This window comes from Subsaxibacter sp. CAU 1640 (assembly GCF_023156585.1).
Lineage (GTDB): Bacteria > Bacteroidota > Bacteroidia > Flavobacteriales > Flavobacteriaceae > JBPOFM01.
Window position 1 is genome coordinate 549,584 of record NZ_JALNMI010000001.1, and the last position, 14,879, is coordinate 564,462.

12 protein-coding genes and 1 tRNA gene are annotated in these 14,879 nt (G+C 37.2%); 6 read left to right on the top strand and 7 right to left on the bottom strand.

All coding sequences use genetic code 11. The features are described from left to right. Positions 1–5: 5 nt before the first annotated feature. The 3 genes from M0G43_RS02350 to M0G43_RS02360 form a co-directional block, all read right to left on the bottom strand. The gene (locus M0G43_RS02350; protein WP_248023221.1) at positions 6–2,366 is read right to left on the bottom strand and encodes a hybrid sensor histidine kinase/response regulator; all 2,361 of its coding nucleotides are present in this window, start codon (positions 2,364–2,366) and stop codon (positions 6–8) included. A gap of 152 nt (positions 2,367–2,518) precedes the next feature. Then, positions 2,519–2,592 (bottom strand) — tRNA-Ala (locus M0G43_RS02355). An 84-nt stretch (positions 2,593–2,676) separates the two neighbouring features. Further along, positions 2,677–3,471 carry a universal stress protein gene (locus M0G43_RS02360; RefSeq protein WP_248023222.1) on the bottom strand — a complete coding sequence of 265 codons (795 nt, stop codon included), beginning with the start codon at positions 3,469–3,471 and terminating at the stop codon, positions 2,677–2,679. Between the two features lie 55 nt (positions 3,472–3,526). Here M0G43_RS02360 and M0G43_RS02365 point away from each other — a divergent pair, with 55 nt between their 5' ends. Together M0G43_RS02365 and M0G43_RS02370 are read left to right on the top strand one after the other, a co-directional pair. Continuing rightward, complete coding sequence (locus tag M0G43_RS02365) at positions 3,527–4,027, top strand: GNAT family N-acetyltransferase (RefSeq protein ID WP_248023223.1); 501 nt, start codon at positions 3,527–3,529, stop codon at positions 4,025–4,027. Then, positions 4,024–5,358, top strand: a complete 1,335-nt coding sequence (locus M0G43_RS02370) for an MATE family efflux transporter (protein WP_248023224.1) — start codon at positions 4,024–4,026, stop codon at positions 5,356–5,358. Before M0G43_RS02365 ends, M0G43_RS02370 begins: the two co-directional genes overlap by 4 nt. 130 nt (positions 5,359–5,488) lie before the next feature. Here M0G43_RS02370 and M0G43_RS02375 read toward each other — a convergent pair whose 3' ends face one another. Continuing rightward, a complete protein-coding gene (locus tag M0G43_RS02375) occupies positions 5,489–6,130 on the bottom strand; it encodes a 2OG-Fe(II) oxygenase (RefSeq protein WP_248023225.1) in 642 nt (213 codons plus the stop codon). 89 nt (positions 6,131–6,219) lie between these two features. Here M0G43_RS02375 and M0G43_RS02380 point away from each other — a divergent pair, with 89 nt between their 5' ends. Both M0G43_RS02380 and M0G43_RS02385 read left to right on the top strand, forming a co-directional pair. Then, positions 6,220–6,672 carry a 6-pyruvoyl trahydropterin synthase family protein gene (locus M0G43_RS02380; RefSeq protein WP_248023226.1) on the top strand — a complete coding sequence of 151 codons (453 nt, stop codon included), beginning with the start codon at positions 6,220–6,222 and terminating at the stop codon, positions 6,670–6,672. A gap of 115 nt (positions 6,673–6,787) precedes the next feature. Continuing rightward, positions 6,788–7,540, top strand: a complete 753-nt coding sequence (locus tag M0G43_RS02385; protein WP_248023227.1) for a UDP-2,3-diacylglucosamine diphosphatase — start codon at positions 6,788–6,790, stop codon at positions 7,538–7,540. Here the strand turns inward: M0G43_RS02385 and M0G43_RS02390 are convergent. From M0G43_RS02390 to M0G43_RS02400, 3 genes are all read right to left on the bottom strand, one after another. Further along, on the bottom strand, positions 7,537–8,814 hold the full coding sequence (locus tag M0G43_RS02390) for an MFS transporter (protein WP_248023228.1): 1,278 nt from the start codon (positions 8,812–8,814) through the stop codon (positions 7,537–7,539). The genes M0G43_RS02385 and M0G43_RS02390 overlap by 4 nt on opposite strands. 148 nt (positions 8,815–8,962) lie before the next feature. Then, a complete protein-coding gene (gene recJ / locus M0G43_RS02395) occupies positions 8,963–10,654 on the bottom strand; it encodes a single-stranded-DNA-specific exonuclease RecJ (RefSeq protein ID WP_248023230.1) in 1,692 nt (563 codons plus the stop codon). A gap of 89 nt (positions 10,655–10,743) precedes the next feature. Continuing rightward, entirely contained in the window at positions 10,744–11,166 is a 423-nt protein-coding gene (locus M0G43_RS02400) for an OsmC family protein (protein WP_248023232.1), read from the bottom strand. 161 nt (positions 11,167–11,327) lie between these two features. On the opposite strand from M0G43_RS02400, the gene M0G43_RS02405 reads away from it, so the two are divergent. Together M0G43_RS02405 and M0G43_RS02410 are read left to right on the top strand one after the other, a co-directional pair. Next, positions 11,328–11,918, top strand: coding sequence for a carboxymuconolactone decarboxylase family protein (locus tag M0G43_RS02405; protein ID WP_248023234.1), 591 nt, complete (start codon positions 11,328–11,330; stop codon positions 11,916–11,918). A gap of 177 nt (positions 11,919–12,095) precedes the next feature. Next, the gene (locus tag M0G43_RS02410; protein WP_248023236.1) at positions 12,096–14,879 is read left to right on the top strand and encodes a carboxypeptidase-like regulatory domain-containing protein; all 2,784 of its coding nucleotides are present in this window, start codon (positions 12,096–12,098) and stop codon (positions 14,877–14,879) included.

The window sequence follows — 14,879 nt, forward strand, 5'->3', positions numbered from 1 at the left end:
ATTATTTAAGCAATTTTCAGTAAGCTATCGCTGCATTGATACATTTTTTCTGACAATAAATCCTTGTTTACCGGTTTTGTCATATAATCATTCATTCCAAGGTCAAGAACGCGCTGTCTTGTTTCTTGCATTGCATCGGCCGTTACGGCGATAATTGGAATTTCCATAATGGTCTTGCCCAATTCTCCACTGCGGATGATTTTTGTCGCTTCATAACCATCCATTATCGGCATCTGCAAATCCATCAACACCATATCATAAACATCTTTCTTGAGAGCTTCAAGCGCTTCTGAACCGTTATTGACGACCGCAAAACTCACGTTGGTCATTCCGTTCAAAAGTTTCTTCATTACCATTTGATTCATTAAATTATCCTCAACCACCAATACGTGTAAAGGCTTTACTTCTGTTGAAATTTTAGTGTTGATGTTTGCATTGCTACTGCTTTTTGAAACTACTTTCAATGGCAAATCTACATAGACTTCTGTGCCTTTCCCCTCGGTACTTTCAATACTGATTTTGCCTTCAAAAAGCTCCACCAAATGCTTCACGATGGTTAAGCCAAGCCCAATACCTCCAAACTGTCGTTTATGATTAAGCCTCATTTGATTAAAACTATCGAAAACATTTTTTTGAGCTTCCTTGCTCATTCCAATTCCTGTGTCTATGACCTGAAATGAAAAACGACAGATATCACCAGGCTGTGAATTGCATCTTAATTTGAATGACACGCCTCCTTCAACAGTAAATTTTACTGCATTACCCAATACATTATTTATAATTTGCAAGAATCTTTCCGAATCACCATTAACAATGGTCGGGATTTCGTAATCCATTTCAAAATCATAGCGCAAGCCTTTGTTTTCAGCTTCTGTTTTCCAATTATTGCTGATTTGATGCAGCGCAATTGAAGGATTGAAGTCTTCATTTTTTAATTGAAGTTCATTTTTCTCAATCTTTTCGAAATCCAAAATATCATTGACGTTGCTTAACAAGCTTAAAGAGGCATTCTTTATAATTTCAAATTGCTTTCGTTGTTCAACCGTTGTCTGTTCTGCCAATTGGATTTCAGCAATTCCCATAATGGCGTTAATAGGAGTTCGCAACTCGTGGCTCATATTCGACATAAAATAGGTTTTCAGCTCACTTATTTCCAACGATTTTTGCAAGGCTTCTTCTTGAGATTTTTCCTTTTCCAGTCTTAATTTTCGAATCAAATTGGTCATCGAAAGAGATAGAAATATCACCTCGAATCCTGAACCAAATTTGGCACTGTTGAGTGTGTAAAAATTGTTTGGCAACAAACTCAAATTATTCATTACAAAACCAAGCAGACCGATTACCAAAAAGAAAATACCTATCGAGAAATAAGCGTCAATTCTCATTTGTTTAAAACGCATTACAAACACCACCGTAAGTATTAAAATTAAACTAATCAATCCATTAAGGTTTGCAATAGGATAAACCAGCTCAAGAGTTTTGGAATTGATGAACACCATCGCAAACAATCCTATTAGAATGACATATACAGACTTAAATAGCTTTTGAAATGATGGCAACCTATCATTTACCTGTAAGAAGTATTCACAATATTTTAGTAGAAAAAAATTTGAAAACAAAGCAGTTATCATCACTGCCCTATCATTGAAAAAGCCTCCTCCCGGAAATATATATTGAAAAATCAGTCCATCTAACGCAGCTTGCATAAATGCGATGGAAAACACATATAAACCATAATAGAGAAATGATTTTTCCTTTAAGCTTGTATAAAAAAACAGATAAATGACTCCAGCAAGGAAGAGCAATCCATAAAAAAGCCCTAAAAATAGCTGTTGTTTATAGTTAGTTTGCCAAAAATCGGCTTCACTATAAAGGTTTAATGGCATATTAATGGTTTCGCCATCACTACTAAAATGTAGATAGAATTCGTTTACACTGCCTTCTTCAAGATCTACCTTAAAAACTGTTGAACGATGTTTTACCTGTCTATTTTCAAAGGGAATTTGGTCACCACTTTCAAAAAACTGACTTCCGTTCGGTTTCAATTGATACAATTCGGCCACATCTGTGATTGGTCTCGCTGTCTCAAGGTAATAGGTTTTTACGCGATTACTGGAATTTTCCAATTTGAATTTTACCCAATAATTGCTAGTAGTAAAGCCAACACTGTGATTGTCTGACTCAAGAGGCTGATAATGATATGAATGATTATTTTGGAGTTCTTCTAACTCCAAATCTTTATCGCCTACGTCGATAAATTCAGCATATTCAAAAAGTTCTCCCTTGCTGTTTTCGGGATTATAAGTAGGTGTTTGGGCGTGCAAAAATAGGCCAAACAGGCAAGCTATTACGGTTAGTTGTTTCATAGTTTGGGGGACTAAAACATACAAGGATACGAATAAAAACTGATTGAAAGTAAAATTTTTCAGAAAAAATGATTTTTAATCTGATTTTTGTGCTTTTTGTCGATGTTTTTCGGGCTGGAAATAAAAAAAGCAACCGATTGGTTGCTTCAATGTGGAGAAGATGGGGCTCGAACCCACGACCTTTTGGCTGCCAGCCAAACGCTCTAGCCAACTGAGCTACATCCCCAAAATTTTGACGAAAGTAATAAAAAAATAAACATCATCACATTTAACATTCCTTTTGTGAAAAAACACAGAAACAAATCAACATTTATTTAAGTCCACCCAAAACCAAAACAGGTAATGTAGTGTAAAATTCTTTCTTCAGAATGGTATTATTCTCCCATAACTTGGTGAAAAATCCTCGCTTACGGCGAACAACACACAGCAAATCTGGATCATTGGTTTTATAATGCTCCAAAACCCCTTGATAGGTGGTTGGATTGTCGGTATAAATAATATCTTCAACCATCGATGCAAGTTCCTTATTGACATCAAAATCTCCTTCGTTGTGAAAAGGTGTTTTCACCAACAATAGATTGATTTTTGCTTTAAAATGATTTTGAATCTCTTTCAACGGCGTTAAGGCGGCATCCTTTTTAACTATAGCCGATTTGAGAGCCATTAAAACACTGCTTACAGGTTTATAAGTATAACCTTCAGGAACAATTAGTGCAGGAATGTTGGTTCTTTTGATGATTTTTCCGGAAGTTTCTCCCAAAAAGACTTCGTCTTTGATGGAAGTTGTTCTTGGTTCAATCAAAATCAAATCGATATCTGCTGCTTGACAAACCAATTCCAATGTATCAATCAATTTCCCCTTGAATGTTTTTACAATCACCTCAACACCTTTGGTATCTACATTTGCCACGTGCGATTTTAGAAACGCCAAGCTCTCTCTTTCAAGAATATGGTCAACTTTCATCATCGTCCCAGCTTTTGTATACACATTAAATATTTGAATAACATAAAGCTTTGCACCAAATTCCTTCGCAAAATCAACCGCATATTGCAGATGGCTAACCGCATTTTTTGATGAACCAACAGGAACTAAAATATTCTTCATCGTCAAAAATTAAAACTAAATTTACCTAAAATTAACGCAAAAATAAACAATATTAATGATTCGTGTTGCCACACACTCTGATATTACAAGTGTTTTGAAACTCACTCAAGCGTGCTCAAAGCATATGATTGAAAATGAAATTTTTCAATGGAATGAGCATTATCCCAATCAATCAGCTTTCGAAAATGATATTGACAGGCAAGAGCTATATGTGGCAGAAATCGATGAAAAAATCGTTGGCTGTATTGTCATTTCAACTTTTATGGATGAGGAATATCGTTCTGTGGAATGGCTGACACCAACTCAAGACAATCTTTACATTCATCGACTTGCAGTGCATCCAGATGTTCAAGGAAAAGGCTTGGCGCAGCGTATGATGGATTTCGCCGAAACGAAGGCCAAAACCGATAAGAAATGTTCGATTAGGCTGGATACTTTCTCACAAAACAAACGAAACCAAAAATTTTACGAACTTCGTGGCTACAAGCGATTGGGTTCCATTTATTTTCCCAAACAAAGCGAACATCCTTTTTATTGCTATGAATACGTATTGTGAATTCGACCATAAGCTTTAAACATATTAACAAACTTGCCATACCTGCATTGATTTCTGGCGTGTCAGAACCCATACTTTCCATCACAGACACGGCAATTGTAGGAAATATGGATGTAAATGCCACAGAATCCTTGGCGGCAGTGGGAATTGTGGGCGCTTTTATCTCGATGCTGATTTGGGTTTTGGGCCAGACCAGAAGTGCCATTTCTTCAATCGTTTCGCAATATGTTGGCGCTAATCAATTGGAGGATGTAAAAACGCTCCCATCTCAAGCAATTTTCATCATTACTTCATTGAGTGTTTTGATTATTTTAGGCACATTCCCTTTTGCTGAAGCCATTTTTAAACTTTACAATGCAAGTGGATTGATACTTGAGAATTGCGTGGATTATTACCGAATTCGCGTGCTCGGATTTCCATTTACGCTGTTCACTATTGCTGTTTTTGGAGCGTTCCGCGGCCTGCAGAACACCTATTATCCTATGATTATTGCATTGATTGGTACTTTTACCAATGTTGTTCTAGATGTTGTTTTGGTCTATGGCATCGATGGATTTATATCGCCAATGCATATCAAAGGTGCTGCCTATTCGAGTCTTATCGCTCAAGCTTTGATGGCAATTTTTTCAGCCTATTATTTATTGAAGAAGACCGAAATTCCTTTGAAAGGCACATTCCCATTCAACAAGGAAATTGAGCGTTTTCTTCTGATGATTCTGAATCTTTTTGTAAGAACTTTGGCGTTGAATGTCACGCTGTATTATGCCAACGCCTTTTCGACCAGCTACGGAAAACAGTACATTGCAGCATATACCATTGCGATTAACTTTTGGTTTTTGGGTGCTTTTATTGTGGATGGTTACGCGAGTGCAGGAAATATACTTTCGGGGAAACTTTTAGGAGCAAATCGGCCTGATTTGCTCATTAAATTGAGTAACAAACTCATTAAATATGGCATAGTAGTGGGAATGATTTTGGCGGTTGTCGGAGCGATTCTGTATTATCCTTTAGGAACTATTTTCTCCAATGACCCAGAAGTTTTGAATCAGTTCTATTCAATCTTTTGGATTGTTTTGGCAATGCAACCGTTTTGTGCTTTGGCTTTCATTTTTGACGGAATGTTCAAGGGTTTGGGAATGATGAAATATCTGCGGAATTTGCTTTTGATTTCAACCTTTTTGGTGTTTGTGCCTCTCCTGTTTTGGCTTGATAGCTTGGATTTAAAACTTTATGCTGTTTTTATTGCGTTTACGGCGTGGATTATTGCCAGAGGAATTCCGTTGATATTAAAATTTAGAAGTCTGTTTTTGCCAAGTGCACAAAACGATTAACTTTGGCGACAGAACATTTAGTCGAATATCTATGAATCTCTTGGAATTTTTAAGCGGAAACGGCCTTTTTCTCCTGCTTGCCGTCGTACTTATTATTGTCTATTTCTACAACCGAAGAAAAAACAGATAACTATCTGGTTTTTAACCAACCTGTGATACTCAATCGCTCGGTATTCACAGGCTTTACTTCGTGCTCTATGATTTGACTCTCAAAAATAACGACGCGACCAGGAAACGGATAAATTACTTTTTCCACTTCTTGTCCATTTTCATCGAGATATAAAACCAGTTCACCTCCATTTTCTGGCAACCAACCATCTTCGTTCAAATAGCACACAAAAGACAATTTCCTACGGTCATCATTCTGAAACGTATCAATGTGGCGCTTGTAAAACGTTCCCGTTGGGTACAATGCATAATGAAATTCTTTGTGCAAAATCCCCAAGAAGCAAGTTTTGTTTAAATAGGACACCAAGCTATTGATTTTCTTGAAGAAAAGTGCTTCGGCAGTATTGGATTTTAGTTCATCAATCCATAAAATGATATCGCCTCTAACCGATTTTAGGATGATTTCATTGGTGTAATTGCCAATGGCAGCTTTTTTGAAACGATCTTCTTCGTGTTTTTCCAACAATGAAGCTCTCAAAGCCAATACTTCTTCCGCAGAAAAAAAGTCCTCAACAATGGAATATTTCTTCGAAATGACGTCTTCAATGATTTGCTCATATTGCAAATTCTCGACAAATTCAATTTCTTCAAAAAGCTGATTCATAGTTCAATTTGGATAAAAGTGCGCAAATGTAATCTAAAAACTGATTGCTTTTACAAAACAATTATCTTTGTACTGAAAATGACATTACAATGAATACCATTCGTATCACAAAACAATTTTCGTTTGAAACTGGCCACGCACTGTATGGCTATGATGGCAAATGCAAGAATGTGCACGGACACAGTTATAAATTATCGGTCACTGTTATTGGGTCTCCAATTACAGATACTTCAAACGTAAAATATGGGATGGTCATCGATTTCAGTGATTTGAAGAAAATTGTGAAAATCGAGATAGTTGATGTGTTTGACCACGCCACGGTGTTCAACAAAAATACGCCTCACGTAGAGCTGGCAAATGAATTGGAGCAGAGAGGTCACAATGTGTTATTGGTTGATTATCAGCCTACCAGTGAAATGATGGTGGTTGATTTTGCTGAAAAAATCAAGAAACATTTACCTGAAAATATTCAACTGTATTCCTTAAAACTTCAGGAAACCGAAACGAGTTTTGCTGAATGGTATGCTTCGGATAATCAGTAGGCATTATTCAGCAGCATTTGGCAGTAAAAACATTGTTTTTATGCTTTCCTTTATAGAAAATTAAAGAACCTTTTATTAGATTCCTGCCTGCGCAGGAATTTGTTATATTTACTCTATGAACATTCCAGCTGGTAAAAAAATATACTTCGCATCCGACAATCATTTGGGCGCACCAACAACGGAAGCCTCTCGTCCCAGAGAGCAGAAGTTCGTGGCTTGGTTGGATGACGTAAAAAAAGATGCTGCAGCCATATTTTTGCTTGGCGATTTATTTGATTTTTGGTTTGAATACAAAACAGTTGTTCCAAAAGGTTTTACAAGAACTTTGGGAAAGTTGGCCGAAATCACTGATTCGGGAATTCCTGTGTATTATTTTGTTGGTAATCACGACCTGTGGATGCACGGGTATTTTGAGGAAGAACTCAATATCCCTGTTTATCATTCACCGAAAGAATTCACATTTAATGACAAAACCTTTTTTATAGGCCACGGTGACGGTTTAGGACCTGGCGATAAAGGTTACAAACGGATGAAAAAAGTATTTACCAACCCGTTTTCAAGATGGTTTTTTCGATGGTTACATCCTGATTTGGGTGTGAAACTGGCGCAATATATGAGTGTCAAAAACAAATTGATTTCTGGTGATGAGGATGCCAAGTTTTTGGGAGAAGACAACGAATGGTTGGTACAATATTCAAGAAAAAAGCTTCAGGAAAAACATCGCGATTATTTTGTGTTTGGGCATCGTCATTTGCCTTTGGAAATCAAATTGAATGACACTTCAACCTATTTCAACCTTGGCGACTGGATAGGCTACTATACGTACGGCGTTTTTGATGGAGCAACTTTTGAGTTGAAAACCTATTAGTCTTCCTTCTCGTTTTCTTCCATATCCTTTCTCAAATCTAGTTTTCTGAACGAAGGAGATACGATTCCCGTTGTGATGACCGTAAGCAATGTCATTGAACCTCCAAAAACAACGGCTGTAACTGTTCCCATTAATTTGGCTGTCAATCCGCTTTCAAACGCTCCCAATTCATTTGACGACCCAACGAACATCGAATTTACCGAAGAAACACGACCTCGCATATGGTCTGGAGTTTTCAACTGTAAGATGGTTTGCCTTACTACTACAGAAACTCCATCTGTCAATCCACTAAAGAACAGTGCCAATACAGAAATCCAGAAAATGTTCGAAAGTCCAAAGACGATGATTGAAACGCCAAAACCAAAAACGGCTGCCAACAATTTCATACCAGCGTTTTTACTGATTGGAATGTAAGCGGTGAGGATGAGCATTAAAAAAGTTCCGACTGCGGGCGCTGCTCTCAACACACCAAATCCTTCGGGTCCCACTTTTAAAATATCTTGTGCAAAAACTGGCAACAAGGCTACTGCTCCACCAAAAAGAACTGCAACCATATCCAACGTAATGGCTCCTAAAATAGCTTTTGTTTTGAACACATAATTCAATCCTTCTTTAAGGCTATCCATAATCGGTTCGCCAATTTTCGGATTCAGAACTGGCTTTTTCTTTATTCTAAATAGAACCATCAACGAAAACATCACCAATCCGAAGATAAAACACAGCGTCCAGTGTACACCTATCCAATTGATGGAAAATCCAGCAAAGGCTGGACCCAAAACCGAAGCCATCTGCCAAGTGGAACTGCTCCAAGTAGCTGCATTTGGATACGCTTTTTTGGGAACGATGAGTGCCACCAAAGAAAAGATTGTCGGCCCAAAAAATGAACGCACGAATCCGCCAAAAAACACCAATGCATAAATACAATACAAAATGGTTTTTGTAGACCAATCTGATACAATCGCAGGCCAAGTCAACAAGAATAGACCAAAACTAATCAGTGAGAAGGCAGCAATACAGATGGCCAATAGATTTCGTTTTTCACGTTGGTCAGCAATGTGGCCAGCAAATAGTGACATTGACAATGCTGGAATGATTTCCATAAGTCCGATAACTCCTAACGACAAAGGGTCTTTAGTAAGCGAATAGACTTCCCACTCGATTACAATGAATTGCATTGACCAAGCAAAAACGAGTGCAAACCTTACTAATAAAAATATGTTGAATTCCCTAAAGCGAAGTGCTGCGTAAGGGTCTTTTTTGATGGGTTTTTCCATATGGTTAGCTCATTTTAAACACAAAATCGTGAGTTTAAAATCTGATGCAAAAATAGGATATGCTTTCATGTTATGTTGTTTTTAACAAAAATTAACTTCGAGAAAAAAGATTTTTATCAAATAGTGAAAAAGGAGGTTTGTTTTTGAATTATTCTTTGATATCCCTCAACTTCAATTGCAAACTCGCAGTGCCTTGCCATTCATTTTCATCAATGGAATAGACAGCTTTAAATCGTTTTCTATCCGTTATCAAATCACATTTATCTCCGAGATTGAAACCAATGGCAACAATTTTATCGGCATCGGGTTGCGTAACTGTAACGCGCAAATGCTTATCATCTTCGCCTACACATTTGCCGTAACCAGTGTCTCTTAAATTTTCGGTCATAAAAACAGGTGTCATATTTCCTGGTCCGAAAGGCGCGAATTGTTTCAGAATTCTATAAAACTTTGGAGTGATGTCTTTCAAATCAATTTGCATATCGATTTTGATTTCGGGAGTCAACAAGGTTCTATCGATAGTTTTTGAAACCTCATCCTCAAACGCTTGCTTGAAGGCTTCATAGTTTTCTTCCTTCAAAGTCAAGCCTGCAGCATATTTATGTCCGCCAAACTGTTCAATATATTGCGAACAAGCTTCAATGGCATTATAGACATCAAATCCACTGACTGAACGAGCTGAAGCTGCCAATTTATCGCCACTTTTGGTAAAGACCAATGTTGGACGATAATAAGTTTCCGTCAATCGTGAAGCCACAATACCAATGACGCCTTTATGCCAAGTTTCGTTATAAACAACCGACGTAAAACGCTCTTGTTCTTTGCAGGTTTCTATTTGTTGCAATGCTTCATGAGTAATTTGTTGGTCAGCTTCTTTCCTATCAGAATTGAATTGCTCAATGTCAATCGCATAGCGCATTGCCAAATTAAAATCAGTTTCTGTTAAAAGCGTTACAGCGTGATTGCCATGTTTCATTCGACCAGCAGCGTTGATACGAGGAGCAATAATGAACACGACGTCTGTAATGGTCAATTCTTTTTTCTTCACTTGGGCAATCAAAGCTTTGATGCCAGGTCGTGGCTGTTGATTGATAATTTGCAGTCCAAAATAGGCAAGTGTTCTGTTTTCACCTGTAATAGGAACTATATCTGCACCAATTGCTGTTGCCACAAGATCTAGATACTCCACTAAATCTTCAACAGACTTGCCTTCATTGATTGCCAATGCCTGAATCAGTTTAAAACCAATTCCACAACCACAGAGTTCATCATAAGGATATGAGCAATCATCTCGCTTTGGGTCCAAAACTGCAACAGCTTTTGGCAATTCGTTTCCAGGCCTGTGATGGTCACAGATGATGAAGTCGATGCCTTTTTCTTTTGCATACACTACTTTTTCTACGGCTTTGATACCACAATCCAGTGCAACAATCAACGTGAAATCATTATCGTGTGCAAAGTCAATTCCCATATAGGAAACTCCGTAACCCTCTTCATATCTATCTGGAATGTAGGTAGCGACTGTTTCCGTCCGTGTTTTTAAATAGGAAGACATCAAAGCCACAGATGTTGTACCATCTACATCATAATCGCCGAAAACAAGTATATTTTCACCTTCTGCAATGGCTTTTTCAATTCTGTCCACTGCTTTGTCCATATCTTTCATCAAGAATGGGTCGTACAAATCATCAAGGCTTGGGCGAAAAAATTGTTTGGCTTCATCAAACGTTTCGATACCACGTTGAATCAATAATTTCGCTATTGATTCTTCGATCTGAAGCGCTTCTGACAAGGTCTTTATTTTGGAAGCTTCTGGTTTGGGTTTGATGGTCCAACGCATAGAAAAGTTGTAAGTTAAAAGTGTCTAAAGTACTTAAAGTTTTGTGATTATAAACTTTAAGTACTTCTAACTTTAGTTCACTTTATACACTAATTATCGTGATAATGGATAGACGTTTTCACAGTGGCAAATCGACGGAACATTTCCATAACACCGCAGTACTTTTCAATGGATAAATCAACGGCTTTTTTAATTTTGTCTTCCGGTAAATCTTCTCCATAGAAATGATATTCCACCGAAACAGTATGGTAATATTTAGGATGGTCTTCGGTCAATTCACCATAAGTGTCGATTCTGAAATCTGAAATCTTTACTTTCATTTTATCAAGAATCATAATAACATCCAGGCCCGAACAACCTGCCAAAGAACCCAACATCATCGCTTTTGGACTCAATCCCGAGCTATGGCCGCCGTGTTCAGGAGTCGTATCCATTAATACCGTTTTTCCATTAGGATTGTCCGCTTCAAACTGCAAATTGCCTTTCCAATGCGTGACTACTTTATGTGCCATTATTATAAGTTTTAAGTTGTAAGTGTCTTAAGTATTTAAAGTTAGTGTTTCTTATAAAAAACAAAGATATATCTAAAAGTATTCGTTTTTAAGTATTTTTAAACTTTAGTACACTTATAATTTTAGGCACTTTAAATACTTTCATACTAAAAAACAACATTATGCCTTTAGTAAAGCCTTTATCTGCAGACCACGATTTAGAGACGAAAAAACTAGCAGAATTCTTCAATGAAACCCTCGGGTTTTGTCCAAATTCAGTACTGACTATGCAAAGAAGGTCTGCCATTTCCAAAGCGTTTATCAACCTTAATAAAGCCGTGATGGCTAATGAAGGTAGAGTGACTTCTGCTTTAAAGCGAATGATTGCGTGGGTCAGCAGCAATGCCGCGGGTTGTCGCTATTGCCAGGCGCACGCCATTAGAGCCGCAGAGCGTTATGGTGCAGAACAGGAACAATTGGACAATATTTGGGATTATCGTACCCATCCCTCTTTCAGTGAAGCCGAAAGGGCTGCACTTGATTTTAGTTTGGCTGCCAGTCAAGTGCCGAATGCTGTTGATGACAACATCAAAAAACGTTTGTACCAACATTGGGATGAAGGCGAAATTGTGGAAATGTTAGGCGTGATTTCGCTTTTTGGTTATTTGAACCGTTGGAATGACTCAATGGGAACTTCAATAGAAGAAGGCGCTGTACAAAGCGGCAATCAGTATTTAGGTAAATATGGTTGGGATAAAGGGAAGCATAGTTGATAGTTGACAGTGTTCAGTCGCAGTTGGCAGAAATTTGTGAGTTTAAAATTTAAGACCTCATCAGAAATGGTGGGGTTGTTTTTTTACCAGTTTACTCATTCAAATAATGAGTTCACTAATTCTTGGTTTTAAAAAAAAGATGATTGGGCTAGGTTTGGATTTATAAAACATCCAACTATGAGACATCAACTATCAAAAACCATCTTTTTTATATTTCTCACTCTCACTTCTACATATGCTTTTTGTCAAGAGGGAATCGTTTCAGGAGTTTTAAATTCAGACACAGACGGATTCCCGCTTCCTGGTGTCAATGTCATCATTAAAGGTACAACCAAAGGCACGCAAACAGATTTTGATGGTTTTTACAGCATAAAATGTCAAGTAGGTGATGTTCTGGTATTCAGCTTTGTAGGTATGCAAAACAAAGAAGTTAAGGTGACCAAAAATATGTTCAGTGAGATATCGAACAATTTTTCGGTTCAAAAAAATGCAGTAGAGCCTATCCAAAATGATGCCTACAAAAAAGCTTTGAAAACATACAAGGATACGCTTCATTTCATCCCAACTATGGAAGGTTCTGAACGCACTTACAACAAAAAAAATTATTTTGAATATAACCGGATTAAATCGATTAAAGTAAAACCGAATGAAGTGGTTTTGGACTATTTCAATCGCGACCTACATTATGAGGTTGGGTATATATCTACTACTGCGTTACAATTCATAAAAAACTCAAATCTACCAAAATTACAATCTACATTCAGTCAAGGGGCCTCTCAAAACGGAGAATTGACATTCCTCGGACCTGAAACAGGGAACGTTTTTTCATATGGTCCAAAAATAGCTTCGCTAGAATTTGACGATAGTGCTTATACTTTTGACAACAACATTCTCGAAACGTCTTTAAAAACATTCAATACTATGTTTTTTAATGTCTCTACGGACAATCTGCTCGTTGGCCTGAATATATCTCACAAAACCAATGAAGATGTTTTTGGAAGGGAGCGCAGCAAGTCAAATGATATCACTCTCAACTTTAATAACAAAGACTACCAAACAAGTAAGTTAGAGTGGGATGCATTTTTAAAATATTCAAATAAAACTGATAATCAACCGAACATCAATGGCTTTCAAAACAATGTTTTACTCAACACGTGGATTACGCCACCTAGTTTTGAAAACAGCCAAGGCGCGGTTTTGGACAATGGTTCCCAACGTAGCTTTAGCCCTAACAATTATAACAATCCTCGATGGCTTTTGGAAAACAATCGTAATTCTGAAAGTTATGATTACCTTATCGGAAGTGTTCAAAATAAGATAGATTTAGGAGATTTCAATTTAGAAAGCAATCTTAATTATAATCATTCAAAAAATGAGCAACACTTTGGATTGGTAACTCAAACCGTTGGCTTTGAAGATGGCTATTTGAGCGAGAAGGATATTCAAAAAAACAATTTAAATGGTCTAATAAAATTTGACTTTGAAAACCGCAAGAATGATTACGAACTAAAAATCAATTCAATAGTCAATTACACCTTTGAAGACTTAAGATATCGCTTGAAAGAATCATCTGGTTTTGAAGATTTCAGTTTTTCATCACCAGAAAACAGTACTTCCGTTTCGCATCAAATGAATCGAAATACCTTTCGACTGTTGAATCAATTCAGTTTTGAATGGAATGATGTCAATTCTGAAATCACCTTTGGCAATAACAGTTATCTGTCTTCGCTACAAAAAAATGAGTGGTTTCTACCGAGCATTCAGTTACGCTTGAATTTGGATGATATTTTCAATATGTATGATATCAACCATTTCAATCTCACCACATCAACATCATTTGACATCAATGATATGCCGCTGTTCTATACCAACCAAAGCCATAACAGTCTTCTATTAACACCTTCACAAAGTTTGACTTATACAGCCAACAATGACCTTTTTCTGTCGGATGCTTTGCAACTCGAGAAAAAACAAAGTTACTCCATTGGTGCGTCCATCGGATTCAGGCTGTTTGATACATATTTTGAGTTTGATGCCAACTATTTTGAAACCGAAACCAAAGGGAGCGTTTTCCCTATAAACAATGGAGAGCAATTTTCATTGGAAAATGTTGCTAACATCAGAAATCGTGGTTTTGAGATGAGTTTAGAAAATTCATTTTACACATCAAATGAATTTCAAATATCCTCAAAAATTGTTTTTGCCACCAATAGAACCAAAGTTCTGAAGCTTCTTGTTCCAGAAGAAAGAGTCGCCATTGCAGGATTTGCAACCATTTCAAAGAATCTCATAGTTGGGCAACCGGCAGGAATTATTATGGGTTCATCTTATGCAAGAGATGCACAAAACAATATGATTATTGATGAAACTGGCTTTCCTATTGTTTCCAATGAGCAGCAAATCATTGGTGACCCAACGCCCAATTTCACTTTTGGATTTTCAAATCAGCTTAAATGGAAACGATTCAAACTAAATTTTGTATTGGATTACCAAAATGGTGGCGATGTCTGGAATGGCACTCAAAACGTGCTCAATTATTTTGGAACTTCCCAACAGTCAGCAGAACAAAGAACCATTACCAATTTTGTGTTTCAAGGCGTTAATCAACAAGGTGACACAAATACAACTTCCGTTGATTTTTATAATCCTTCAAACGGAATGGAGTCGAATCGTTTTGTTAAATACGGATTTGATGGCGTTGCTGAAGACGCTATAGAAGATGCCAGTTACCTCAACTTAAAAACCATTGATGTTTCTTACAGTTTTGTAGGCACAAATCCAAAAGGCTTCTTTAGACAATTTGATGTTGGGATGTATGCTCACAATCTTTTTACAGTTTCACAATTCAGAGGTGCTTCGCCCTACAGCAGTTTATATGATTCCCATTCTGGGCAAGGATTGAATTTTTTCAATGCGCCTATGGCGACGGAAATCGGATTAACCATCACATTAAAAATATAA

What these genes read in the sequence shown, in the direction of transcription:
- M0G43_RS02350 (WP_248023221.1), bottom strand. Translation starts at nt 2,366, where the DNA reads ATGAAACAACTAACCGTAATAGCTTGCCTGTTTGGCCTATTTTTGCAC.
- M0G43_RS02360 (WP_248023222.1), bottom strand. Translation starts at nt 3,471, where the DNA reads ATGAAGAATATTTTAGTTCCTGTTGGTTCATCAAAAAATGCGGTTAGC.
- M0G43_RS02365 (WP_248023223.1), top strand. Translation starts at nt 3,527, where the DNA reads ATGATTCGTGTTGCCACACACTCTGATATTACAAGTGTTTTGAAACTC.
- M0G43_RS02375 (WP_248023225.1), bottom strand. Translation starts at nt 6,130, where the DNA reads ATGAATCAGCTTTTTGAAGAAATTGAATTTGTCGAGAATTTGCAATAT.
- M0G43_RS02380 (WP_248023226.1), top strand. Translation starts at nt 6,220, where the DNA reads ATGAATACCATTCGTATCACAAAACAATTTTCGTTTGAAACTGGCCAC.
- M0G43_RS02385 (WP_248023227.1), top strand. Translation starts at nt 6,788, where the DNA reads ATGAACATTCCAGCTGGTAAAAAAATATACTTCGCATCCGACAATCAT.
- M0G43_RS02390 (WP_248023228.1), bottom strand. Translation starts at nt 8,814, where the DNA reads ATGGAAAAACCCATCAAAAAAGACCCTTACGCAGCACTTCGCTTTAGG.
- recJ (WP_248023230.1), bottom strand. Translation starts at nt 10,654, where the DNA reads ATGCGTTGGACCATCAAACCCAAACCAGAAGCTTCCAAAATAAAGACC.
- M0G43_RS02400 (WP_248023232.1), bottom strand. Translation starts at nt 11,166, where the DNA reads ATGGCACATAAAGTAGTCACGCATTGGAAAGGCAATTTGCAGTTTGAA.
- M0G43_RS02405 (WP_248023234.1), top strand. Translation starts at nt 11,328, where the DNA reads ATGCCTTTAGTAAAGCCTTTATCTGCAGACCACGATTTAGAGACGAAA.
- M0G43_RS02410 (WP_248023236.1), top strand. Translation starts at nt 12,096, where the DNA reads ATGAGACATCAACTATCAAAAACCATCTTTTTTATATTTCTCACTCTC.